21 protein-coding genes are annotated in these 22,053 nt (G+C 64.7%); 15 read left to right on the top strand and 6 right to left on the bottom strand.

The features are described from left to right. Positions 1 to 74: 74 nt before the first annotated feature. Together BA190_RS31005 and BA190_RS31000 are read left to right on the top strand one after the other, a co-directional pair. Positions 75 to 1,490 carry a DUF6880 family protein gene (locus BA190_RS31005; protein ID WP_082980162.1) on the top strand — a complete coding sequence of 472 codons (1,416 nt, stop codon included), beginning with the start codon at positions 75 to 77 and terminating at the stop codon, positions 1,488 to 1,490. A 190-nt stretch (positions 1,491 to 1,680) separates the two neighbouring features. Continuing rightward, entirely contained in the window at positions 1,681 to 2,325 is a 645-nt protein-coding gene (locus BA190_RS31000) for a hypothetical protein (protein WP_156771776.1), read from the top strand. 3 nt (positions 2,326 to 2,328) lie between these two features. Here the strand turns inward: BA190_RS31000 and BA190_RS30995 are convergent, their stop codons facing one another. Both BA190_RS30995 and BA190_RS30990 read right to left on the bottom strand, forming a co-directional pair. Further along, on the bottom strand, positions 2,329 to 3,156 hold the full coding sequence (locus BA190_RS30995; RefSeq protein ID WP_371260442.1) for a TIGR00730 family Rossman fold protein: 828 nt from the start codon (positions 3,154 to 3,156) through the stop codon (positions 2,329 to 2,331). 182 nt (positions 3,157 to 3,338) lie between these two features. Continuing rightward, a complete protein-coding gene (locus tag BA190_RS30990) occupies positions 3,339 to 3,683 on the bottom strand; it encodes a metalloregulator ArsR/SmtB family transcription factor (RefSeq protein ID WP_202908551.1) in 345 nt (114 codons plus the stop codon). 342 nt (positions 3,684 to 4,025) lie between these two features. On the opposite strand from BA190_RS30990, the gene pheS reads away from it, so the two are divergent. Continuing rightward, positions 4,026 to 5,108 carry a phenylalanine--tRNA ligase subunit alpha gene (pheS, locus tag BA190_RS30985; protein ID WP_068297416.1) on the top strand — a complete coding sequence of 361 codons (1,083 nt, stop codon included), beginning with the start codon at positions 4,026 to 4,028 and terminating at the stop codon, positions 5,106 to 5,108. 299 nt (positions 5,109 to 5,407) lie between these two features. On the opposite strand, the gene BA190_RS30980 is transcribed toward pheS, so the two are convergent. Beyond that, positions 5,408 to 6,856, bottom strand: coding sequence for an amidase (locus BA190_RS30980; protein WP_068297453.1), 1,449 nt, complete (start codon positions 6,854 to 6,856; stop codon positions 5,408 to 5,410). Between the two features lie 335 nt (positions 6,857 to 7,191). Next, positions 7,192 to 8,667 carry an MFS transporter gene (locus BA190_RS30975; RefSeq protein ID WP_245315013.1) on the bottom strand — a complete coding sequence of 492 codons (1,476 nt, stop codon included), beginning with the start codon at positions 8,665 to 8,667 and terminating at the stop codon, positions 7,192 to 7,194. A gap of 475 nt (positions 8,668 to 9,142) precedes the next feature. Between BA190_RS30975 and BA190_RS30970 the strand changes: the two genes are divergently transcribed. From BA190_RS30970 to pyrF, 4 genes are all read left to right on the top strand, one after another. Further along, a complete protein-coding gene (locus tag BA190_RS30970; protein WP_068297410.1) occupies positions 9,143 to 9,835 on the top strand; it encodes a glutathione S-transferase family protein in 693 nt (230 codons plus the stop codon). A gap of 264 nt (positions 9,836 to 10,099) precedes the next feature. Beyond that, positions 10,100 to 11,248: a tRNA epoxyqueuosine(34) reductase QueG gene (queG, locus tag BA190_RS30965; RefSeq protein WP_245315012.1), complete on the top strand. Its 1,149-nt coding sequence runs from the start codon at positions 10,100 to 10,102 to the stop codon at positions 11,246 to 11,248. Positions 11,249 to 11,491: 243 nt separating this feature from the next. After that, complete coding sequence (locus BA190_RS30960) at positions 11,492 to 12,007, top strand: class I SAM-dependent methyltransferase (protein ID WP_245315011.1); 516 nt, start codon at positions 11,492 to 11,494, stop codon at positions 12,005 to 12,007. After that, positions 12,003 to 12,701 (top strand): orotidine-5'-phosphate decarboxylase, encoded by a 699-nt coding sequence (pyrF, locus tag BA190_RS30955; RefSeq protein ID WP_068297402.1) that lies wholly within the window; start codon positions 12,003 to 12,005, stop codon positions 12,699 to 12,701. The genes BA190_RS30960 and pyrF overlap by 5 nt, the downstream gene beginning before the upstream one ends. 165 nt (positions 12,702 to 12,866) lie before the next feature. Here the strand turns inward: pyrF and efp are convergent, their stop codons facing one another. Further along, on the bottom strand, positions 12,867 to 13,433 hold the full coding sequence (efp, locus tag BA190_RS30950; RefSeq protein WP_068297398.1) for an elongation factor P: 567 nt from the start codon (positions 13,431 to 13,433) through the stop codon (positions 12,867 to 12,869). Positions 13,434 to 13,896: 463 nt separating this feature from the next. Here efp and BA190_RS30945 point away from each other — a divergent pair, with 463 nt between their 5' ends. Further along, on the top strand, positions 13,897 to 14,622 hold the full coding sequence (locus BA190_RS30945; RefSeq protein ID WP_068297394.1) for a thioredoxin family protein: 726 nt from the start codon (positions 13,897 to 13,899) through the stop codon (positions 14,620 to 14,622). Between the two features lie 90 nt (positions 14,623 to 14,712). Next, entirely contained in the window at positions 14,713 to 14,970 is a 258-nt protein-coding gene (locus BA190_RS30940) for a hypothetical protein (protein ID WP_068297392.1), read from the top strand. A gap of 31 nt (positions 14,971 to 15,001) precedes the next feature. Here the strand turns inward: BA190_RS30940 and BA190_RS30935 are convergent, their stop codons facing one another. Beyond that, complete coding sequence (locus tag BA190_RS30935) at positions 15,002 to 16,702, bottom strand: SDR family oxidoreductase (protein ID WP_245315010.1); 1,701 nt, start codon at positions 16,700 to 16,702, stop codon at positions 15,002 to 15,004. Between the two features lie 265 nt (positions 16,703 to 16,967). Here BA190_RS30935 and trpS point away from each other — a divergent pair, with 265 nt between their 5' ends. The 6 genes from trpS (at position 16,968) to recF (ending at position 21,784) form a co-directional block, all read left to right on the top strand. Continuing rightward, entirely contained in the window at positions 16,968 to 18,008 is a 1,041-nt protein-coding gene (gene trpS / locus BA190_RS30930) for a tryptophan--tRNA ligase (protein ID WP_068297388.1), read from the top strand. 191 nt (positions 18,009 to 18,199) lie between these two features. Then, on the top strand, positions 18,200 to 18,820 hold the full coding sequence (locus tag BA190_RS30925) for a glutathione S-transferase family protein (protein ID WP_068297385.1): 621 nt from the start codon (positions 18,200 to 18,202) through the stop codon (positions 18,818 to 18,820). 75 nt (positions 18,821 to 18,895) lie between these two features. Beyond that, entirely contained in the window at positions 18,896 to 19,093 is a 198-nt protein-coding gene (locus BA190_RS30920) for a hypothetical protein (protein ID WP_082980161.1), read from the top strand. Between the two features lie 224 nt (positions 19,094 to 19,317). Continuing rightward, the gene (gene dnaN / locus BA190_RS30915) at positions 19,318 to 20,436 is read left to right on the top strand and encodes a DNA polymerase III subunit beta (RefSeq protein ID WP_068297382.1); all 1,119 of its coding nucleotides are present in this window, start codon (positions 19,318 to 19,320) and stop codon (positions 20,434 to 20,436) included. Between the two features lie 46 nt (positions 20,437 to 20,482). Next, positions 20,483 to 20,629: a hypothetical protein gene (locus tag BA190_RS36250; RefSeq protein ID WP_156771775.1), complete on the top strand. Its 147-nt coding sequence runs from the start codon at positions 20,483 to 20,485 to the stop codon at positions 20,627 to 20,629. 30 nt (positions 20,630 to 20,659) lie between these two features. Continuing rightward, entirely contained in the window at positions 20,660 to 21,784 is a 1,125-nt protein-coding gene (recF, locus tag BA190_RS30910; RefSeq protein WP_068297379.1) for a DNA replication/repair protein RecF, read from the top strand. The last annotated feature ends 269 nt before the right edge of the window (positions 21,785 to 22,053 follow it).

The following is a 22,053-nucleotide window of genomic DNA, read 5'->3' as shown; positions in this document are numbered from 1 at the left end:
TTCTTTTGGGCTTTCGAACCGCGTCGAAGCTTGCACACTGAGGCAAGGCTCGGCAGCGATTCGGAGGTGCCAGCATGGCAGCGAAATCGAAGTTCACGGCAGCGACCCTCGCCGACCTCGGGCCGGCCAAGCTGGCCGGGCTGATTTTCGAGGAGACGCAGGTCAATCCGGCCTTCCGCAAGCGGGTAATCGCGGCGCTCGCCGGGGTCCAGGGGCCCGAAGCCGTGGCCAAGCTGGTGGAGCGGCGCCTTTCGGCCTTGGAGAAGGCACGCTCCTTCATCGACTGGCCCAAGATCAAGGAATTCGAAAAGGACCTGGCGGCAACACTGGCCAGCATCACCGGTGAGATCGGCCCTGGTTCGCCCTCGCTTGCGGTCGATCTCCTGCTGCGCTTCATCGCGACCGCCGGGAGCGTTTTCGCGCGGGCCCTGTCCTCCAGCCGGCTCGAGGACCTCTATGGCGAAGCGGTTGCGGCCCTGGGGCCGTTGGCGACCCGGTTGACCCCCACCGACCTCGCCGGCCTGCCCGACAGGGTGATGGCTCTCGCCGACAAGGCCGGCGACATCGCTCCTGCCGTGATCGCGTCCCTCCTGGAGCGGGCTTCGGCGACGGATCTGGATCGATGGGATCGGCTGTTGGCGGACAAGGTCGCGACGCTGCAACCGGCCTATGTGGCTCGTCCCTATCGGGAATTGCGCCAGGCCATCGCCGACGGCCGCGAAGACCTCGATGGCTGGATCGCCCTGGAAAACGAGAAGCCCAGCGAAGCCCGCGACGGGCTTGCCGTGGCCGAGAAACTGCTTGCCGCCGGGCGGGCGGAGGAGGCTCTGTCCTGGCTGGATGTCGGGGAGCCGTCCCGGCTTGCCTATGCCGACGCGCTGGATCTTGCGGATGGCGTGGTGCGACGTGATTTCCGCCTGCCGGCCCGGATCGGCCTCAAGGCAAGGATCCTGGAGGCACTCGGGCGCGGGCAGGAAGCCCAGGATCTGCGCTGGGCAACCTTCGAGACGACGCTCGATCCCGTCATCCTGCGCGCTTTTCTGGCCAAGCTCGATGATTTCGCCGAGTTCGAGGTGCTCGACAAGGCCTTCGCCCATGCCCTGGCCGCCAAAACACGCTACCGCGCCCTCTATTTCCTGGCGGAATGGCCGCGGCTGGACTACGCCGCCCGGCTGGTGCTCGATTTCGGGCTGGTCTGGGATGGCAGCCACTATCAGGTGCTGCAGTCGGTGGCGGACAGGCTGCAGGAGGCACAACCTCTTGCAGCGAGCCTGCTTTATCGTGCCCTGGTCGAGGAGATCCTGGCGAAGGGAAAATCGGCGGCCTATGGCCATGGCGCCGCCTATCTAGCCAGGTTGGACGATCTCGCCACGCGGCTCGATCCTGGGGCTTTGGCGAAGCTGGGACGGCTCAGCCATGCCGACTGGCGTGCCTATCTGAGCAAGAAGCACGGTCGTAAGGCCAGTTTCTGGGCGGCCGTCGCGCGGTGATTTCCGGGTGCACGGGCATCCCGCCCGTTCTTCTCATTCCGCAAGCGCTGCGTTTCCGGGAACGGGCAAGATGCCCGTGCACCCGGAATTCTCGCCCGATCGTGGTTGTGCCGGTTGTTCCCACGGATATGGCGAGGCGACCCGGCCCGGCCTAGCATCGCAAGGCTCTGCACCTCGTTCAGGGGGACGCATGCGGGTATGGATGTCTCTGGCCGTGATCGCCGTCCTGACGGCAACGGCCTCGGTTCGCGCCGCCGAACGGCCTTATGCCAAGGCTCTGGCCGGGATCGACGCGGATTGGGCCGCCTGCCAGGCGGTGATGAAGGACAATCCCCAGGCATGGCTCGGCTGGCGCCGCAGCTTCTTCAACGGCTATGGCGATGATTTTTCCTTCTGGGACAATCGTGCCGGCGCAACCGGGAGCCGCTCGGTACTGGCCACCGCCGATTATATCGACGGTCTGGCGCGTTTTGCGACCTATTGTTACCGGGAAGACGGCAGCCTCGCTCTTGCCGTCACGGCGATGCTGTCTCCCAACGTCATCGACGGGCCCAATCGCGACGCAGCGGTAAGCCGGGAAGGCAAGATCCACGTGGCGCCGGACGGCTCGGTACTGAAGATATCGGGCGCCCTCGTGGTCAAGGGCGAACGCTACCCCCTCGACAGCAAGGATTGGCAATTGGCCCGCCCCTGCGAGCCGCTGGCCTTCTATAGGAATCTGGCGGAGGTCGAGAAAGCCTATGTTGCCGAGATGGGTGACATCTACGGCAAGAAGCCCGCCTTCAAGCCCGAGCGGCTCGATTGGTGCGCCAAGGCCGAATTCGACCCGTCCTGAATTCTACTCGCTCGGTGCCGTCAGACCCTTGCGCTCCAGGATCGACCAGCATTCCTCCGCTGTTTCGGCAAAGTCGAACAGGGTCAGGTCGTCGGCCTTGATGAAGCCTTCCTCGACCAGCGCGTCGAAATTGATGATCCTGGTCCAATAGGCCTTGTCCATCAGCACGATCGGGCAGAAGGACATCTTGCCTGTCTGGCGCAGGGTGATGATCTCGAACAATTCGTCGAGCGTGCCGAAGCCGCCCGGAAACACCACCAATGCCGCCGAGTGCATGGCGAGGTGCATCTTGCGCATGGCGAAATAGTGGAAGCGGAAGGTGAGGGACGGCGTGGTGTAGGGGTTGGGGTATTGCTCGTGCGGCAGGGTGATGTTGAAGCCGATGGTGGGCGCGCCGGCTTCGCTCGCCCCTCGATTGGCGGCTTCCATGATGCCGGGCCCGCCGCCGGTGGCGATCACGTTGAAGCGCCCGCCGCCATCCTCGTTGAGGGCGCCGCCGCGACGCGAGGCGATATAGCCGAAGTCGCGGGCCTCCTTGTACCAGCGGCCGCGATTGCCCGGTGCGCTTTCGCTGACGCGGGCAGAGCCGAACACCACGATGGTCGAGCGGATATGGGCCGCCTTCATCCCCTCCTGCGCCTTGGCATATTCGAGCTGGAAGCGCACGCCGCGGGTCGAGTCGCCCAGCATGAAGTCGGGGTCGAGTGCGGCCAGCCGGTAGGCGGGCGCTTCGGTTCGCTGCAATTCGTCGACCTTCGCGCGCGTCTCGGGGGCCAGGGCCTCGACGGTGGACAGCATGTTGGTGGGCGCGGAGTTGTCGGGAGAGGGCATGGAAACCTTGCATCAAACGATATGACAGTCCGACTCTATTGAGCCGTTGCGCCCGACACTGCAAGAGCCCGGCGGTTGCAGGGGAAATTCCTGGGCGCACGGGCAACTTGCCCGTTCTTGGCGACACGAGGGTTACCGGCGAAGAAGAACGGGCAGGATGCCCGTGCACCCGGCGACATGCTCTAGAGCCCACGCCCCGACAGCATGTTGCGGCGGATGCGTTCGAGCGCCGAGTCGGCGCCGTCGGGCTTGGCGGCGGGTTCAAAAGCGGACAGGAATTCAAAAAGCGTGTTGGCGAGCGTGTCGCGCCTGAGGCCGTAATTGACGTTCTGGCCGCGCCTCTCGCGCCGGACCAGGCCAGCATTCTCCAGGATGGAAAGATGCTTGGAAACCGCCGGCGCCGTCATCGCATCGGCGAGCGTTTCGACCACTTGTCCGGCGGTCATGTCAGCCTTCGACAGATCGGCCAGAATCTGCCGCCGCGGCGGTGAGGAAAGCGCTTCGAAGACCTTGTCGACCGTCATCATCCATCCGACGTTCTGGTTTGGCTACCTGCAAGTCTTTGATATCACGAAATTTTAAATATTTGCAACATTGATTAATTAGCTAATTGTTGAATAAGCAAATGATTCAGATGGCCGGCCTGGTGAGTTTGAAAATGCGCATGGGAAGCGTGCGGTAGCCGTTCGTCAGGCTTCAGGGCGGCATTTCGACCGGGGTCTCGGTGTCCGGTTATTCCCGCTTTTTCTGTTGATGCGGGTGCAAAACCGTTATTCGGCGGCGCAAATCCGCGTTGCCTGATCTGTCGAATGCGGTTCCCTTTTCCGCCCGAAATAGGCTAGAAGGCACCTCGATTTGAGGAAGTGACGATGAACGACCTGACCAGCCTGGAAACGACCCTGTTGTCCGAGATCGCCGCCGCCGCCGACGAGGCGGCCCTGGAAGCGGTGCGCGTCTCGGCGCTCGGCAAGAAGGGCTCGATCTCCGAGCGCCTGGCCACCCTCGGCAAGATGGCGCCGGAAGAGCGCAAGCAGGCGGGCGCCGCCATCAATGTCGTCAAGGACCGCGTCACCGCGGCGCTGGGCGAGCGCAGGACCGTGCTGAAGGCCGCCGCGCTGGAAGCGCGCCTGGTGGCGGAGGCCGTCGACGTGACGCTGCCGGTGCGCGAGAGCGGCACCGAGCTCGGCCGCATCCACCCGATCAGCCAAGTCATCGACGAGATCACCGCGATCTTCGCCGATATGGGCTTTGCCATCGCCGAGGGTCCGGATATCGAGACGGACGAATACAACTTCACTTTGCTCAACTTCCCGCCCGGCCATCCTGCCCGCGAGATGCATGACACCTTCTTCCTGGCGCCCGACGAGAATGGCGAGCGCAAGGTGCTACGCACCCATACCAGCCCAGTGCAGATCCGCACCATGCTGAGCCAGAAGCCGCCGATCCGCATCGTCGTGCCCGGCCGTACCTATCGCCATGACAGCGACCAGACCCACACACCGATGTTCCATCAGGTCGAGGGGCTCGTCATCGACAAGGTGAGCCATGTCGGCCACATGAAGTGGGTGCTGGAGGAGTTCTGCCGCGCCTTCTTCGAAGTGCCTTCGGTGAAGATGCGCTTCCGCCCCTCCTTCTTCCCCTTCACCGAGCCATCGATGGAAGTCGACATCCAGTGCTCGCGCAAGGGTGGGGAGATCCGCTTCGGCGAGGGCGAGGACTGGCTGGAGATCCTGGGCTGCGGCATGGTTCATCCGAACGTGCTGCGCAATTGCGGCCTCGATCCCGACGAGTATCAGGGCTTCGCCTGGGGCATGGGCATCGATCGCATCGCCATGCTGAAATATGGCATGCCGGACCTGCGCCCGTTCTTCGACGCCGATGTGCGCTGGCTCTCCCATTTCGGCTTCCGCCCCTTCGATCTGCCGAGCCTGGCCGGCGGCCTGACAGCCTGAGGCCGTCGCGACATCGAAGCAGATCCGAAAAGCCCTCCCCGGTTGTGCCGGGGAGGGCTTTTTCATGATGGCAGTTATTGACCGACCATAGCGCTGCCCCTCACCCTTACCCTCTCCCCGCAAGGGCGGGGCGAGGGAACATCGGCGTGGCGCTCAAACCCGGGGCCGGTCTGTCTCGCCCAGCCGTTGGGCGAGACTCGGAATCGTGAGGATAAGCTGCAACGCTTGTGGCCCCCTCGCCCCGTTCTTACGGGGAGAGGGTAAGGGTGAGGGGCAGCGCGACGCTTCAGAGACCGCGATTATCCAATCGCGCACACCTGCGGCTTGCGCCCGATCCAGGGGGCGGCTTCCTCCGCCTGTGCGGCGAGCTGCAGGATCGTCGCCTCGTCGCCGTGGCGGCCGATGAACTGGATGCCGACGGGCTTGTTGCCGTCGGCCATGCCGAGCGGCACCGACATCGCCGGCAGACCGGAGATGTTGAAGGCGAACATGAAGGCGGCATCCGACCAGCGCGCCAGATAGCGCTCGCGATCGCCGTCCTCCATCGACCAGTAGCCGACGGGGCGGGGCGGCTGGGTCAGCGTGGGCGTGATGAAGACGTCGAAGGGCGCGAGCTCGGTGGCGATGCGCTGGGCCGCCTTGCGCACGGCGCCGAGGCTGGCCGAATATTGCGTCGCCGACAGTGTCTTGGCGTATTCCAGCATCGACCAGTTGAAGGGCTGGAGGTCGGCCTCTTCCGGCGGACGCCCGGCAAATTGGGCGTGCTGGCTGAATTCGGTCGAGGTCTCCACCGCGATGATGTCGTTGTAGCGCCACCAGGCTTCCTCGAGGTCGACCTCGAAGCGATACTCCTCAGTCGAATGGCCGAGGCTCTCCAGCAACCTGACGGCGTCCTCGACGGCCGCCTTCACCTCGGGCGCATAGGGCTCGCCGAAGGGGGCGGTGAGCGTGTAGCCGATCTTCAGCCCCTTGGGGCGCCTGGCGAGCAGCGACAGCCAGCTCTCCTCAGGGCGCGGCGCCGTATAGGGATCGCCCGGCAGATTGCCGGCAACCACGTCGAGAAAGGCGGCGGTGTCGCGCACGCTGCGGCTGTTGCACAGGAAATAGATGCAGCCGAACCATAGATCCGCATCGAAGGGCCCGTAGCTGACGCGCCCGCGCGAGGGTTTGAGGCCGACCACGCCGCAGCAGGAGGCCGGCACGCGAATGGAGCCCCCGCCATCAGAGGCGTCGGCGATCGGCACGATGCGGGCAGCGACGGCTGCCGCCGAGCCGCCGCTCGACCCACCGGCGGTGATAGCCGGATTCCAGGGATTGACCGTGGGGCCATAGAGGCGCGGCTCGGTGGAAATGCACCAGCCATATTCCGGCGTGTTGCTGCGCCCGATCGGCGCGAGGCCGGAGGCCCGCATGCGGCCGCCGATTTCGGAATCGGCGGGGCAGACATAGTTCTGGAGATAGGCGAGCCCCGAGGTCAGCGGCGTGCCTTTCCATTGCGTGCCCAAATTCTTGAGCAGGAAGGGCACGCCGGCGAACGGGCCGGAGCCTGGTGCCTCGGCGACCTCGCGAGCGACGTCGAAGGTCGGAATGACGACGCTGTTCAGCTTGGGATCGAGACGGCCGACGAGTTCGATCGCCGTCTCCACCAGTTCCGAAGCCTTGACCTGCTTGGTCCGCACCAGCTCTCCCAGCGCCAAAGCATCGGACTGAGCATAGAGCTTGACGAGATCCTCCGTGACGGCAGCCATTTCCTCACCCATTTCTTCGATCGGCCTGCGATGGCCGCCAGTCTGGAAGGAAATGGAACGGAATTGGATGCCTCTCCTTCCACGATCTCTTGCCTTGTCCGCTGCACCACATTTGGCTGCCACGGGGCTACGCCGATCGGCGGGGTGGAGGTTTTCTCTTGATGCCGCCGCAATACCCGCCTTGTCATTGTGAGCGAAGCGAAGCAATCCACGATGTCTGCCGTGCGGGACGCCGGTCCCCTGGATTGCTTCGCTTCGCTCACAATGACGGGCTTCGATGAACCGATCTCGGCCGCCCGGGCGCATTCATGGCTGAACGCGCCCGGTGCGCCACTCTACCGCAGCGCCTGCGGCCCGAGGGCGCCTTCGACGGTAACGCTGACCTTGGTCAGCGGGTCGGCGATGTCCTCCAGCCCCTTGCCCTCGGCGTCGACGCCATAGATCAGCGCGACCACGCCGCCGAAGATCATCACCACCGAACCGACGACATAGCCCCAGAACAGCGGGTCGCGCTGCGTGCCGTCGCCGACCAGGTAGCCGAAGATCAGTGGGCCCATCGAGCCGACGATCTGCGCGACGGCGAAGAAATAGGAAATCGCCTGGCCGCGTACTTCCAGCGGAAAGATCTCGCTGACGGTGAGATAGGCCGAGGAGGCGCCGGCCGAGGCGAAGAAGAAGGAAATGCACCAGAACAATGTGTGGGTGTTGGCGCTCAGGCTGCCCTGCTTGAACAGATAGGCGGAGACGAGCAGGACCAGCCCTGCCAGCACATAGGTCGAGAAGATCATCTTGCGCCGCCCGATGGTGTCGAACAGCGATCCCAGCAGCAGCGGGCCGATCAGGTTGCCGATGGCGAAGGGGAAGAAATACAGCGCCGTCTGCGACTCGTTGAGATGGTAGAAGTTCTGCAGCACCAGCGCATAGGTGAAGAAGATCGCGTTGTAGAGGAAGGACTGCGTCACCATCATGGTGATGCCGAGGAAGGTGCGCGAGGGATATTCGCGGAAGAAGACGTCCACCAGCTTGGAGAAGGGGACCGATTCCTCCGGCTTGACATACATTGCTTTGCTTTCGTCGACAGGGGCCAGGGTGACGCCCTGCGCGCGCACGCCGGCCTCGATGTCATCGACGATGGTTTCCGCTTCCTTGGCCTGACCATGGGTGACCATCCAGCGCGGGCTTTCGGGGATGTGCCGGCGCAGGAAGATGATGACCAGACCGAGCACCGGGCCGATGAAGAAGGCGATGCGCCAGCCGATATTCTCGGCAAACAAGGTGTGGTCGAGCAGGTAGAAGCTGCCGATCGCGCCCAGCATGGCGCCGGCCCAGTAGGTGCCGTTGACGGCAATGTCGACCCGGCCGCGATATTTGGCCGGGATGAGTTCGTCGATGGCCGAGTTGATCGCGGTATATTCCCCGCCGATGCCGAGACCCGCCACGAAGCGCCAGAGATAGAGGAACCAGGGCGTCCAGGCGAAACCCGCCACGCCGGAGCCGACGAGATAAATGGCCAGGGTGATGATGAACAGCTTCTTGCGGCCCCAGCGGTCGGTCAGGCGGCCGAAGAAGAGGGCGCCGACCACCTGGCCGATCAGATAGATCGTGCCCGCGAAGCCGACCTCCGCGCTCGACATGCCCAGGCTCTGCTTGAAGCCGGAGGCCGAAACGAGCTGGATCTCGATGCCGTCGAGGATCCAGCTGATCCCCAGGCCCACCACGACCATCCAGTGGAAACGAGCCCAGGGCAGTCGGTCCATGCGTGCCGGAATGAGGCTGCGGATGGCTTTGCCGTCGGTCGTATCTACGGGCATGATCATGCTCCTTGCGCGTGATATTCGTCCCACACTATTGTTTGTTAATTTTTTGTAACAATTTGACCCTGAATCGCTTCGTGTCAATGCTTCCAATATTACCTCTGGGGAATGGCATAACAGATGGATAGATTGGTGACAGCAGGCTGGGCCGGTCGCAGATTGCGAGATTTATCGATCCTCATCGGTGTCGTATCCCTGATCTATAATTTATTTCGCCATATGGTGTAATGACGGATCTGGTGACGGAATTTGGCTTGGCGGGCAGCCCTGCGGCAGGCTGAGGGAAACGAAATGCCGGGCCCCGGCGACGTCAATTTTTCGTTAACCGCCACCGCCCATTTTCCGCCGCCAACCGCAGAGCCTGTGTTCTATTCACGCAAGGCGGTTGCCGGGCGGTTGTACGGGGGGGTATACCGGTTATCCGCTTCGCCCCATCCGGGCCTCCATCCGCGGTTTCCAGATTCACGGTTCAATGGCCAAGCTTTTTCATCATCCTGTCGACCCGCAATCGCGCTTCATCCGCCTCGTGCTCAGCGAAATGGACGTGGCGACCGATCTGGTCGAGGAAAAGCCCTGGGAGCGGCGCGAGGCCTTCCTGCACATGAATCCGGCCGGCGTGCTTCCCGTGATGATCGACGCCACCGGCCTGATCGTGCCGGGCGCCTCGCCGATCTGCGAATATCTCGACGAAGCCTATGGCGATGCCCTCGGCGAGCAGCGCCTGCTGCCGCGCGACGCCAGGGCGCGCGTGGAGACCCGCCGCCTGATCGAATGGTTCAGCATCAAATTCTATGCCGAGGTCAGTGAATATCTGATCACCGAGAAGATCCTGAAGCGTTTCCTGCCGATCGGCGAGGGCGGCTCCTCGCCGGACACGGCTGCCATCCGTGCGGCCAAATCGAATGTGCGCTATCATCTGCGCTATGTCGGATATCTGGTGCGGCGGCGGAACTGGCTGGCGGGGGACAGGCTCTCCTACGCCGATTTCGTGGCTGCGGCGCATCTGTCGATCGTCGACTATCTCGGCGACGTGCCCTGGGACGAGGACCAGGCCGCCAAGGAATGGTATGCGCGCCTCAAATCGCGCCCGTCCTTCCGCCCGCTCCTGGCCGAGACGCTGCGGGGCACGCCGCCCTCGGCAACCTATGCGGATCTCGATTTCTAGCTTGGTATTTTCCGCCTTGGGAGTGCCCGCATTCCGTTGCCCGCGGGCTTCGCATGAAGCGGGCCGTCATCCCCGGCCGAGCATGTCACAAGCTTTGCTTGTGACTGGGAGGGGAAGGGGATCCAGGGGCAACTGCATTGCCCGCGGCCCCTGGATCCCCTTCCCACGGCCTGCCGCCGTGCCGGGGATGACAGCGTCGGTGCGTTTGAACTTTGCGGAGGGGCCGCTCCGCGGGCGCCGGTGGCCTCGCGCAAGGAGGTCGCCGTGAGCGCCCTCAAGACAGAACTCCTCCAGCGCGCCGAAGCGGAAGGCTTCGATGTCGTCCGCATCACCACGCCCGACGCCATCCCCCAGGCGCCTGCCCGCCTGCGCCATTTCCTCGAGGAAGGGTTCCATGGCGAGATGGGCTGGATGCAGGAGCGCGCGGAGCAGCGCGGCGCCCCCGCCACGCTCTGGCCGGAGGTGCGCAGCATCATCATGCTGGGCGTCAATTACGGGCCCGACCGTGATCCGATGGCGGGCCTTTCGGATCGCTCGGGTGGGCTGATCTCGGTCTATGCCCAGGGCGACGACTATCACGACGTCATCAAGAAACGGCTGAAAAGCCTGGGGCGCTGGTGGGGCGAGGTGACAGGGGCGCCGCTCAAGGTCTTCGTCGATACCGCGCCGGTGATGGAAAAGCCCCTGGCGGCGGCGGCGGGCCTGGGCTGGCAGGGCAAGCATACCAATCTGGTCAGCCGGGACTTCGGCTCCTGGCTGTTTCTGGGTTCCATCTTCAGCGTCACCGAGATCGAGGCCGATGCGCCGGAGCGGGATCGTTGCGGTTCCTGCCGTGCCTGCCTCGATGCCTGCCCGACCGCTGCCTTTCCCGCGCCCTATCGGCTCGACGCCCGGCGCTGCATCTCCTACCTCACCATCGAGAACAAGGGGTCCATCCCGGCCGAGTTCCGCGAGGCCATCGGCAATCGCATCTATGGCTGCGACGATTGCCTGGCAGCCTGCCCCTGGAACAAGTTCGCGGTGGCGGCCCGAGAACACAAGCTCAAGGCGCGCGCGGAATTGCGAGCCCCGCGCCTGGCGGATCTGGCGCGCCTGGACGATCCGGCCTTCCGGGCACTGTTTGCCAGGAACCCGGTGAAGCGCATCGGACGCGACCGTTTCATCCGTAACGTGCTCATCGCCATCGGCAATTCCGGCGATGCGGGCCTGATCGAGGTGGCCGAGGGGCTCCTGGGCGATGAATCGGCGCTGGTGCGCGCCATGGCGGTCTGGGCGCTCGCCAGACTCGCCCCGTCCCGCCTCGCTGGCCAAGCCTGGCGGCAGGACCGCGAGACCGACGCCGATGTGCGGGCGGAATGGCAGGCGACCGTTTCATCGGAGCGCGGACATCCTGTCCGCATCTTGGAAACGTAGCACTCGATGGGTAAAAGAGCGGACAGGATGTCCGTGCTCCATGCAGCGTCATACTTTTAAAGGTCAGCGGACGCAGGGATCGCTTGACGGCGGCGGCGTTCGCCAATAGCGATGCGAACGGGGCAAGCAAGGAGCAGGCCGATGGTCCACAAGGGCGGCGCGCGACGTGACAATTGCAAGCCATCCAGACGTTTCGGTGAAGCCGCCCAGTTTTTCCGAAGCTGGACCGAAAAGCCCCTCCAGATGGGGTCGATCACCCCCTCCAGCCCCTTCCTGTCCAAGGCGATGGCCAATTGCGTCGATCCTGCCTCGGAAGGGCCGGTGGTGGAGATCGGGCCCGGCACGGGGCCGATCACCCAGGCACTGGTCGAGCGCGGTGTCGCCGAGGACCGGCTGGTCCTGGTCGAATACAGCCCGCAATTTTGCGATCTCCTGTCGCAGCGTTTTCCCAAGGCGACGGTGGTGCAGGGAGATGCCTATGCCCTGGCCAAGACCCTCGAAGGCCGGCTTCCCAACAAGGCGGCGGCGGTGGTCTGCGGCCTGCCGCTGCTGACCAAGCCGGAGCGCCAGCGCCTCGACCTCCTGTCGCAGGCCTTCACGCTGATGCAGCCCGATGCCGCCTTCATCCAGTTCACCTATTCGCTGGCCTCGCCGATCCCCACCAAGAATGCCTTCTTCACCTGGCAGGCTTCGCCCAGGATCTGGCGCAATGTGCCGCCCGCCCGCGTCTGGACCTATCGCCAACTCCTGAGGAATTGATTTGAATACGAAAGACCGCCTGATCTGTGGCCTGGATGTCGACAGCGTCGCCAAGGCCGAAGCCCTGGTAACCGAGCTCGGCGACAGCGTGACCTTCTACAAGATCGGCTATCAGCTCGTCTTCAATGGCGGTCTGCCCTTCGCCCAGGACCTGGCGCGTTCGGGCAAGAAGATCTTCCTCGACATGAAGCTGCACGACATCGGCAACACCGTGACCAAGGCGGTCGAGGCCATTGCGGGCATGGGCATGACCTTCCTCACCATCCATGCCTTTCCCCAGACGATGCGCGCCGCCGTCGAAGGCGCCCGCGGCTCGGATCTGAAGATCCTCGCCGTCACCGTCTTGACCTCCTACGACGATGCCGACCTGGCCGAAGCCGGCTATGGCAAGGGCGTCGGCGAACTCGTGGCACAGCGGGTGACCCAGGCCATGGCGATCGGCGTGCCCGGCCTGGTGATGTCGCCGGAGGAGGTCGCCTCGACCCGCAACCGGGTGGGCGACGGCATGCTGCTGGTCACCCCGGGCGTGCGCCCTGCCGGCAGCGACAGCGGTGACCAGAAGCGGGTGATGACGCCCGGCGACGCCATCCGTGCCGGAGCCGACCATCTGGTGGTGGCCCGCCCCATCGTGGCGGCCCCCGATCCCAAGGCGGCGGCCGAGGCGATCCAGGCGGAGATCGCGGCGGCGGTATAGAGTTGGAGAGCGGACATCGCGACATGAAGACATGTCGCGATGTCCGCTCTTGAAAACACCAATCAAAACAACAAGGGCGCAGACCTCATCGGCTGCGCCCTTTCCTTTGAGTTCAATGTTTCCAAGAGCGGACTTAGCGAGTCGCTGAGAAGTCCGCGCTCCGGATCAATCCTTGGCGCGTTCGACGTAGGAGCCGTCTTCCGTCATGACCACCACGCGGGTGCCGGCGCTGATATGCGGGGGCACGGTGGTGCGCACGCCGTTGGAGAGGGTGGCGGGCTTGTAGGAAGAGGAGGCCGTCTGGCCCTTGGTCACCGGCTCGGTTTCCGTCACTTCCAGCACCACGCGGGCGGGGAGTTCGATCGACACCGGCACGCCATTATACAGGCTGATCTGGCATTCCATGTTCTCGGCCAGATAGACCGACTGCTCGCCGATCACGTCGGCGGGCACCGAGACCTGCTCATAGCTGTCCATGTTCATGAAGGCGTAGCCATGCGTGTCTTCATACAGATAGGTGTGCGACTTGGTCTCGATGAAGGCGCGCTCCACCTGCTCGGTGGTGCGGTAGCGCTGCACGGTCTTCACGCCGTCCGACAGGCGGCGCATGTCGATCTGGGTGGTGGGCGTGCCCTTGCCCGGGAAGAAACTCTCGGCCTTGAGCACGACGTAGAGCTGATTGTCGATCTCGACGACGTTGCCCTTGCGGATCTGGCTGGCGATGACCTTCACGATGATGTCCTGAAACTTTTCAAGTGAGCTAAAGCGTTTCCGTGATCTGGCGCAATCACCCCAAATCGCAAGAACGCGTTGAACCAAGGCGCTAGAGAAAAGGCGCGTTTTCACCAAAACGCGCTTTGCCCTAGGAACGATTGTGGGCGCCTCTTACACCGCCCTGCCGCCGAACGAAAGCGTGAAGCGCCGAGAATCGGCGAAACAGCAGCGAATTCACGCCTCATCACGCGCTTTCCCACGATTTCCGAGATCGAAACGCCACGTCATCACGAGGCCGTGAGTGTGTAACGCGCCTCGATCTGCCGACGAATAACCCTATAGCGTTTTGCGATTTGACGGCGTCATTTCGAATCGCAAAGACGCGTGGAACCAAAGAGTTAGAGCAAATAAGCGTTCAGTCATGAACGCGCTTTGCTCTAGGAAGCGACCTCACTCGGGTCGAATACTGATGAGGCTATCGATGAGGGCATCGACAAAGAGGCCGGGTGCCGGCCTGTCACGGCTGGCTCTGCTGGGATTGGGCCTGGTCCTGCCGCTGCTCGGGAGTGCCGCGCCGGCTCAGGCAGAGCGGCTCACCGTGGTGGAGCTCTTCACCAGCCAGGGCTGTTCATCCTGCCCGCCGGCCAATGCCAATCTGGCCACGATCAGCCGGCGGCCCGGCGTGCTGGCCCTGAGCTTCGGCGTCACCTATTGGGATCGGCTGGGCTGGAAGGATGTCTTCGCGCGCCCCGATTACACCCAGCGCCAGGTCGCCTATGAGAAGCCCCTCGGACAGAGCGGTCCCTTCACCCCGCAGATGGTGGTGAATGGCCGGATGTCCCTGGTCGGCAACGAGCTGACCGAGGTGGATGCGGCGATCGCGGGCGCGGCTGGGCCGCAAGCGGGTCCGAGCCTGGCCGTCTCGGGCGGCCATGTCGTCATCGGTGGCCAGCGCTCGTCCCCGGCCAGCCTCGACATCTGGCTGGTGCGCTATGACCCGAGGCAGGTCGAGGTGCCGGTGCGCGCCGGCGAGAATGCCGGCCGCACCCTGGCTCACAAGAATGTCGTGCACGATCTGGTCCGGCTCGGACATTGGAAGGGCGAGGCACTCGACCTGCCGATCGCACGGGCGCCGGCCGGCCTGCGCACGGCCGTCCTGCTGCAGGCGCCGGATGGCGGTGCCATCCAGGCTGCCGCGACCGACTGAGGAACCTCGAACCGTCACAACTCTTCGACCCGCCGGACGGCTCGTCCGGCTTTCCCTGCGCCGAGGCGCAATCATAGAAAGGAACGGATCATGGATCGTATTGCCAAACTCGCCTCTGCAGGCTTGCTGGGCCTGGGGCTCGCTGTCGCCGCCGCCCCCTTGGCGCAGGCCCAGGACGCGATGCCGCAGACGAACACGATGCAATCGCAAACGATGAAACCGAATGCAATGCAGGGCGAGGCCATGAAGGGTGATGCCATGAAGGGCGACACAATGAAGAAGCCGATGAAGAAGATGGCCAAGAAGAAGATGATGAAAAAGCACCACAAGGCCATGAAGGCGATGTGATCCCGGTGCGAGGCAAGCAGCCGGCTGGTGATCAACGCCGCGTTTCCGCCACCAGCCAGCCCTTGTAGCGCACGATCAGGCCGAGCAGGGGATGGGCGATCTCGACATGGAAGTTGAATCGTCCGTCCTCGGCGCTTTCGAAACTGTCGCCGGAGGGGGCGAGGAAACGTGGCAGCCTCAGGCCGAGGAAGCGCCAGTTGCGTATGACGAGCTTGAGCCTGCCGTCTCCGGCGAGGAGGGCAAGCCCGAAGCTGAATGGCCCGAAGCGCTCGTCGACCAGGCAGGCATTGCGGCCGCGGCCGGCGGTCTGGACCGAACGGAAGCGGCGCCCTGCAAAGTCCCGCGTCCACACTTCCCGCTTGTTTTCGATCTCGAACGATACGCGCACCGGAACATCCGCACCGGCCTCGGGGAAGCCGACGAGGGCGCCGACCAGACGCGACAACAACCCCTTGCCGCGCTCGACGCTGGCGCGGCCGGAGGCCGCATGGCTGGTTTCGTGCTGATGCAGGGCTTGGATGGCCGGTGGCAGGCTCGCATAGGCAGAGCCCAGAATGCCTGGATAGAGCGGCTGGCTCGCTTCGGCCGTGACCTCACGCGTGCCATGGGCGAAGGGCCGGCCGGCGAAGACGCGATCATAGTCGGCCAAGGTGAGCGCCCCCGTTGCGGGACGGGCGCCCGGTTCCGGCCTGATGCCTTCGAGGCGCTGGCGGATCAGGGCCCCGATCGCCATCGCCGGGATATAGGGGCCGTCGTCGCCCTCGGCGCTCAGATGCCAGCTGCGGACCAGCCTTTCGCCGCGATGTCCCGCGCCCTCGACCTCGACGATCATGCCGCCGCGATGGGGACCCCAGCGCAGGATGCGGTTCACCCTGAGGAACAGGCCGGCGAGCGGCGCGAGAGAGGGCAGCATTTTCCAGCGCACCAGCAGGCTCAGCCCGATCAGGCAGCGATGCAGGATCTCCGGGCGCGGCCCGGCGCCGACCCAGACCGAGCGTACGCCCGGCCAAAGGCCGGCGAGCAGCAGGAGATCGGGCACCTCCACCAGGGAGAACAGCGTATTCGGCAGCGGCAGTTTGCCTGGCGGGGCGATGGTGAAGCGGCGGGTCTCGGTGAGGGGATGCACCAGCAGGGTCTGGCCCTGCCGCCGGGCCGGCACGGCCTGGCCGGCATATCCAGCGATGGCCCTGAGCACGTTCTCGCCGACGACCGCATGCGGCGAGGGGGCGATGCCGGCGCGGATGGTGTCGATGCGCGCAAAGGCGCCGGCGAGATGCCTGACGACTGCGGCGGTCAGGACGGGAAAGCTGCTCACGCCCGACAGGATGGCGACGCCGCGCTCCCGGGCTGCCGCGTCGAGGCGGGTTACGCCCTGCACGAAAGCGGCCCCGTCCGAGAAATCGAAATAGTCGGCCCCATGGGCGATCGCGGCCTCGATCAGGCGATAGGGCTGCTTGCCATAACCCTGGAAAGGACCGCTGGCATCGACGACGATGTCTGCCTTCAGGGCCTGCAGTTGCGGCTGGAGCGGCTGGTTGCGGTCGAACTCGGCTGGAAACAGGCGGGCCCGCACCGGACGGCTGGCGCAGAAGAATTCCGCCTTGGCGAGCGAACGCCCGGCGATGATGAGGGTGAGGCGGGGTTCGTCGGCCAGCAATTCCGCCAGCCGCCCGCCAAAGATGCCGTAGCCGCCGACGATCAGCACGCGCAGGGAGGAGGGGGATGCGGTCACGGGCTACTCCAGCCCTGCATGCGTACAGGCAGTGGCCGGAACCGGCAAGATGGAGCCCTGCACCGGTGCCGGAGCGGATGGCCGCACTTGCGTCTTGCGCCAGCGCCCGCCATAAGCGCTAGCCTAAGCACGATTTTCCGGCGAGACCCGCGGGCGGGCTTCGCCGGAAAATCGTGCACATGTTCGATATCTTGCGGCTTGTTCTTGATCGCGCCCGTGGCTCGATCAAGAACAAGCTGCCTGGACAATATGGAATCCTCTGGCCATGACGAAGTTCGTGGAACGCGTCTTTTCGGGCGTTCAGCCGACCGGCAACCTGCATCTGGGCAATTATCTCGGCGCGATCCAGCGCTTCGTCGAGATGCAGAAGAGCCATCAATGCATCTATTGCGTGGTGGATCAGCATGCCATCACGTTGTGGCAGGATCCCAAGAGCCTGGCGAGTGCCATCCGCGAAGTCACGGCCGCCTTCCTGGCCGCGGGGATCGACCCGAAGGCCCATATCGTCTTCAACCAGAGCCAGGTGGCCGAGCATGCCGAGCTCGCCTGGGTGTTCAATTGCGTGGCGCGCATGGGCTGGCTCAACCGCATGACCCAGTTCAAGGAGAAGGCCGGCAAGGACAAGGAGGCGGCCTCGGTGGGCCTGTTCGCCTATCCCACGCTGATGGCCGCCGACATCCTGGTCTACCGTGCCACACACGTGCCCGTCGGCGAGGACCAGAAGCAGCATCTGGAGCTCGCCCGCGACATCGCGGCCAAGTTCAACAATGATTTCGGCGATTCCATCGCGGCCAACGGCTTCGAGGGCGGTTTCTTCCCGCTGCCCGAACCCTTGATCCAGGGCGCGGCCACGCGCGTGATGAGCCTGCGCGACGGTTCCAAGAAGATGTCGAAGTCGGATCCCTCCGATCTGTCGCGCATCAACATGACCGACGATGCCGAGACGATCGCCGCCAAGATCCGCAAGGCCCGCACCGATCCCGAGCCGCTGCCGAGCGAGGAGGAGGGGCTGAAGGGGCGCCCCGAGGCCGACAATCTGGTCTCGATCTTCGCAGCGTTGTCCGGCCGCACGGTGGCGGAGGTTCTCTCCGAGTTCGGCGGTGGCCAGTTCTCGACCTTCAAGACGGCGCTCGCCGATCTCACCGTTGCCAAGATCTCGCCGATCACTGCCGAGATGAAGCGCCTGATGGCCGATCCCGGCCATATCGACGCGGTGCTGGCCGAGGGCTCGGACCGGGCGCGGGCGATCGCCGCCCCGATCATGGCATCGGTCAAGGATATCGTCGGCTTCATCCGGGCGAAGTGAGGCGGCGTCAGGGAAGGATCTAACCTCGTTCCGAAATAACTCAAGCGCTTGCTTTGTCATGCCCGGGCTTGACCCGGGCATCCAGGGAGCCCGTCTTTGATGTATGGCGGGAAGAGCCGGATTGCCGGGTCAAGCCCGGCAATGACAAAGGTCGGGCGGGTGAACCTCAACGCTCTGTGGAAGGAACCGACATGCTGAAGATCTGGGGCCGCACCAATTCCTCCAATGTGAAGAAGGTGCTGTGGTGCGCCGAGGAACTCGGGCTCGCCTATGAGCGCATCGATGCGGGCGGTGCTTTCGGGGTGGTCAACGATCCCGCCTATCGCGCTCTCAATCCCAACGGGCTGGTGCCCTGCATCGAGGATGACGGCTTCGTGCTGTGGGAATCCAATGCCATCGTGCGCTATCTGGCCGAGGGGGACGCGGAGCGCCGGCTGGTGCCGGGAACGCGCCAGGCCAAGGCTTCCGCCGAGCGCTGGATGGACTGGACGACCTCGACCATCGCCGGTCCTTTCCGTGACGTGTTCTGGAACGTCGTCCGCCGCAGCGCCCAGGACCGGGTCGAGACCGAGCTCTCCCGGGGCCTCGACAGTTGCGGCCGCCTGCTGGCCATCGCCGACAAGGCCCTCGCCGGCCAGCCCTATCTGTCGGGCGACAAGTTCGGAATCGGCGACATTCCGCTCGGCTGCAGCGCCTATGGCTGGTTCAACATGCCGATCGAGCGGCCGGACCTGCCCCATCTCGCCGCCTGGTACGAGCGCCTGACCGAGCGCCCGGCCTATCGCAAGGCGGTGATGATCCCCCTGACCTGACGATCGGGAACCCCGGGGCCGACATTCGCGTTACTGAGCGACCATGATTGTCATGGTCGCTCGGGGAATGTCTGCATGCTGTCTGGTGTGATCTCGCTTTTGATCGGTATCGTCGTCATCGGTCTCGTCTGCTGGCTGTTGATGTATGTGATCGACCGCCTGCCCATGGATGGGCGCTTCAAGCAGATCCTGCGTATTCTCATCATCCTCATCGCGGTGCTCGCCATCCTGCAACGCGTGGTGGTGCTGCTGGAGCCGGCGCCGACGCTGTGACGAGCAGCCTCCTGCTTGGAGACGTTCGGATCGGTCCTTGTCGGAAACGGGCTGCACGGCGCCCGGCATCCCGATCGGGCGCACATCCGACATGTTCGGGAAAACCCTGAAAAAGCTGCGGGATGGCTTGCCTTTCGTCCGAGCAAATTGCATGGTCTTCGCCCTTTTTCCACCGTTTGCGGCAGCTCGGTCCGCTTGCGGGTCGCTATGCCAGGACGCACTCCATGAAGGTTACGCTCGAACGGACTGCCCTTCTCAAATCGCTGGGCCACGTCCACCGCGTCGTCGAGCGGCGCAACACCATCCCGATCCTGTCCAACGTGCTGATCGAGGCTCAGGGCGCCAGCCTGCTGTTGAAAGCGACCGACCTCGATCTGGAGGTGGTGGAGTCTTCTCCTGCCGACGTCACCATGGACGGCGCCACCACGGTGCCGGCGCATACCCTCTACGACATCGTCCGCAAGCTGCCCGACGGCGCCCAGGTTTCGCTGGAAGGGGGCGGGGAGGCGACCCAGCTGATCGTGCGCTCCGGCCGCTCGCGCTTCACGTTGCAGACGCTGCCTCCTTCGGACTTCCCGGACCTGGCGGCGGGCGAGTTCCCGCATAATTTCCAGCTCAAGGCTGCCGATCTGCGCAAGCTGATCGAGAAGACCCAGTTTGCGATCTCGACCGAGGAGACGCGCTATTATCTCAACGGCATCTATCTCCACACGCTCGATGTCGAGGGCGAGACGCGCATCCGCGCCGTGGCCACGGACGGCCATCGTCTCGCCCGCGTCGAATTACCGGCGCCCGAGGGCTCCAACGGCATGCCCGGCGTGATCCTGCCGCGCAAGGCGGTGGGCGAGATCCAGAAGCTGATGGAGGATGCCGAGGCCATCGTCTCGGTCGAGCTGTCCCAGGTCAAGGTCCGCTTCACCATCGGCCCGGTTGTGCTGACCTCCAAGCTGATCGACGGCACCTTCCCCGATTATGCCCGTGTCATCCCTGTTGGCAACGACAAGGCCCTGATCGTCGAGCGCGCCGACTTCACCGCCGCCGTCGATCGTGTCTCGACCATCTCCTCCGAGCGCGGCCGCGCCGTGAAGCTCTCCTTGGCCGACAGGCGCCTCGTCCTCACCGTTACCAACCCCGATTCCGGCACGGCGACCGAGGAGATCGAGGTCGACTACGATGCTACGCCGCTCGATATCGGCTTCAACTCGCGCTATCTGCTCGACATCGCCGCGCAGCTCGACGGCGATACCGCCCTGCTGAAATTCGCCGATCCGGGCTCGCCGACCCTGGTGCAGGACCGCGAGGGCGCTGCCGCCCTCTACGTTCTGATGCCGATGCGGGTGTAATCTGCGATTTGCCTTCTCGGCGCAGCGGGGAAGGTGGTGGATATTCATGACGTCGGCCTTGCAGGCGATGGCGCTCGAAATGCGGTGTGCCGATCTCCAGATCGGCATCTGCCATGTTGGCGAGCACGGCGGTTCCAACAATGCCGATCTGGAGATCGGCACACCTGTTTCATGCTTGTCCCTGCAAAGTTAGCGCCGGGAGCAGGATGTCCGCGCTCCAAGAATGATCTCGCCCCGCATCACCCGCCTGATCCTCACCTCGTTCCGGTCCTATCCGCGGCTCGATCTTGCCGTCGACGCCGGCATGGTGGCGCTCACCGGCCAGAACGGCGCCGGCAAGACCAATGTACTCGAGGCCATCTCGCTGTTCACCCAGGGCAAGGGCCTGCGTAGGGTGGATCTGGAGGACATGGCCAGCGAGGACGGGCCCGGCAGCTTCGCCGTCGCGGCCGAGGTCGAGGGCGCGCTCGGCCCGGCGCAGCTCGGCACCGGGCTGGAAGGCCCCGAAAACGGTCCGCGCAAATACCGTGTCGACCGCCAGCCGGTATCCTCGGCCGCAAGCTTTGCCGATCATCTGCGCCTGGTCTGGCTGACGCCTTCGATGGACGGGCTGTTCTCCGGCTCCGCCGGGGAACGGCGGCGCTTCCTCGACCGGCTGGTGCTGGCTGTCGATGCCGGTCATGGCACCCGTGTCAACGCGCTCGAACGTGCGCTGCGCTCGCGCAACCGCCTGCTCGAGGATCCCAGGGCCGATCAGCGCTGGCTGGATGCCGCCGAGCATGAGGTGGCCGACCTCGCCATTGCGGTGGCGGCCTCGCGCGCTGATACGGTACGCCGTCTCGCCGGCCTGATCGAGGAGGAGATCGATCCCGCTTCGCCCTTCCCCCATGCCCGCATCGCCCTCGACGGCGCCATCGAGAATGCCGTGCTGGACGAGCCGGCGCTGGCCGTGGAGGAGCGCTATCGCCAGACCCTGCGTGAGGGGCGCCCACGGGATCGAGCCGCCGGCCGCACGCTCGATGGGCCGCATTTGACCGATCTCCTCGTCGTGCACGGCCCCAAGGGCATCGCTGCCGAGCGCGCCTCCACCGGCGAGCAGAAGGCCCTGCTGCTCGGGCTGGTGCTGGCGCATGCCAGGCTGGTCGCTCGTCTCGCCGGTATGACGCCGATCGTCCTGCTCGACGAAGTCGCCGCTCATCTCGATCCGATGCGGCGGGCAGCCCTCTATGACCGGCTCGAAAGCTTCGGTGCGCAGGTCTGGCTGACCGGGGCCGATCCCTCCGCCTTCGAGGCGATCGCCGGCCGGGCTGCCATCTATCGGGTCACGCCGGGCCGGATCGAGGGTTGAGTGGAGATCAGAGGGGAGTTTGATCGGTGGAGTAGCCCCTCACCTCTATCCTCTCCCCGTAAGAACGGGGCGAGGGGACTTCAATGGCGCGTTCTTACCCGACAGGTTTCATCTCGCTCAACCGGCGGACGAGATGAGCGGCCTGATGTAAAATTGCTACGCTTGCGCCCTCTCGCCCCGTTCTTACGGGGAGAGCGACTGTCTTGGATGTCAAGCGGTTTGCCATGGTTGTTGATCGCGAATGATTGCATTGAGGATTGTGAGTAGCT

Source organism: Labrys sp. WJW, from assembly GCF_001676615.1.
Classification (GTDB): Bacteria; Pseudomonadota; Alphaproteobacteria; order Rhizobiales; family Labraceae; genus Labrys; species Labrys sedimenti.
The sequence above is the reverse complement of the archived record's forward strand: the minus strand, read 5'-3'. Positions and strand labels throughout refer to the sequence as shown.

Excerpts from the sequence above, each read along its gene's own strand:
- BA190_RS31005 (WP_082980162.1), top strand. The coding sequence starts at position 75 with ATGGCAGCGAAATCGAAGTTCACGGCAGCGACCCTCGCCGACCTCGGG.
- BA190_RS31000 (WP_156771776.1), top strand. The coding sequence starts at position 1,681 with ATGCGGGTATGGATGTCTCTGGCCGTGATCGCCGTCCTGACGGCAACG.
- BA190_RS30995 (WP_371260442.1), bottom strand. The coding sequence starts at position 3,156 with ATGCCCTCTCCCGACAACTCCGCGCCCACCAACATGCTGTCCACCGTC.
- BA190_RS30990 (WP_202908551.1), bottom strand. The coding sequence starts at position 3,683 with ATGATGACGGTCGACAAGGTCTTCGAAGCGCTTTCCTCACCGCCGCGG.
- pheS (WP_068297416.1), top strand. The coding sequence starts at position 4,026 with ATGAACGACCTGACCAGCCTGGAAACGACCCTGTTGTCCGAGATCGCC.
- BA190_RS30980 (WP_068297453.1), bottom strand. The coding sequence starts at position 6,856 with ATGGCTGCCGTCACGGAGGATCTCGTCAAGCTCTATGCTCAGTCCGAT.
- BA190_RS30975 (WP_245315013.1), bottom strand. The coding sequence starts at position 8,667 with ATGCCCGTAGATACGACCGACGGCAAAGCCATCCGCAGCCTCATTCCG.
- BA190_RS30970 (WP_068297410.1), top strand. The coding sequence starts at position 9,143 with ATGGCCAAGCTTTTTCATCATCCTGTCGACCCGCAATCGCGCTTCATC.
- BA190_RS30960 (WP_245315011.1), top strand. The coding sequence starts at position 11,492 with ATGGGGTCGATCACCCCCTCCAGCCCCTTCCTGTCCAAGGCGATGGCC.
- BA190_RS30945 (WP_068297394.1), top strand. The coding sequence starts at position 13,897 with ATGAGGGCATCGACAAAGAGGCCGGGTGCCGGCCTGTCACGGCTGGCT.
- BA190_RS30940 (WP_068297392.1), top strand. The coding sequence starts at position 14,713 with ATGGATCGTATTGCCAAACTCGCCTCTGCAGGCTTGCTGGGCCTGGGG.
- trpS (WP_068297388.1), top strand. The coding sequence starts at position 16,968 with ATGACGAAGTTCGTGGAACGCGTCTTTTCGGGCGTTCAGCCGACCGGC.
- BA190_RS30925 (WP_068297385.1), top strand. The coding sequence starts at position 18,200 with ATGCTGAAGATCTGGGGCCGCACCAATTCCTCCAATGTGAAGAAGGTG.
- BA190_RS30920 (WP_082980161.1), top strand. The coding sequence starts at position 18,896 with ATGCTGTCTGGTGTGATCTCGCTTTTGATCGGTATCGTCGTCATCGGT.
- dnaN (WP_068297382.1), top strand. The coding sequence starts at position 19,318 with ATGAAGGTTACGCTCGAACGGACTGCCCTTCTCAAATCGCTGGGCCAC.
- BA190_RS36250 (WP_156771775.1), top strand. The coding sequence starts at position 20,483 with ATGACGTCGGCCTTGCAGGCGATGGCGCTCGAAATGCGGTGTGCCGAT.
- recF (WP_068297379.1), top strand. The coding sequence starts at position 20,660 with ATGATCTCGCCCCGCATCACCCGCCTGATCCTCACCTCGTTCCGGTCC.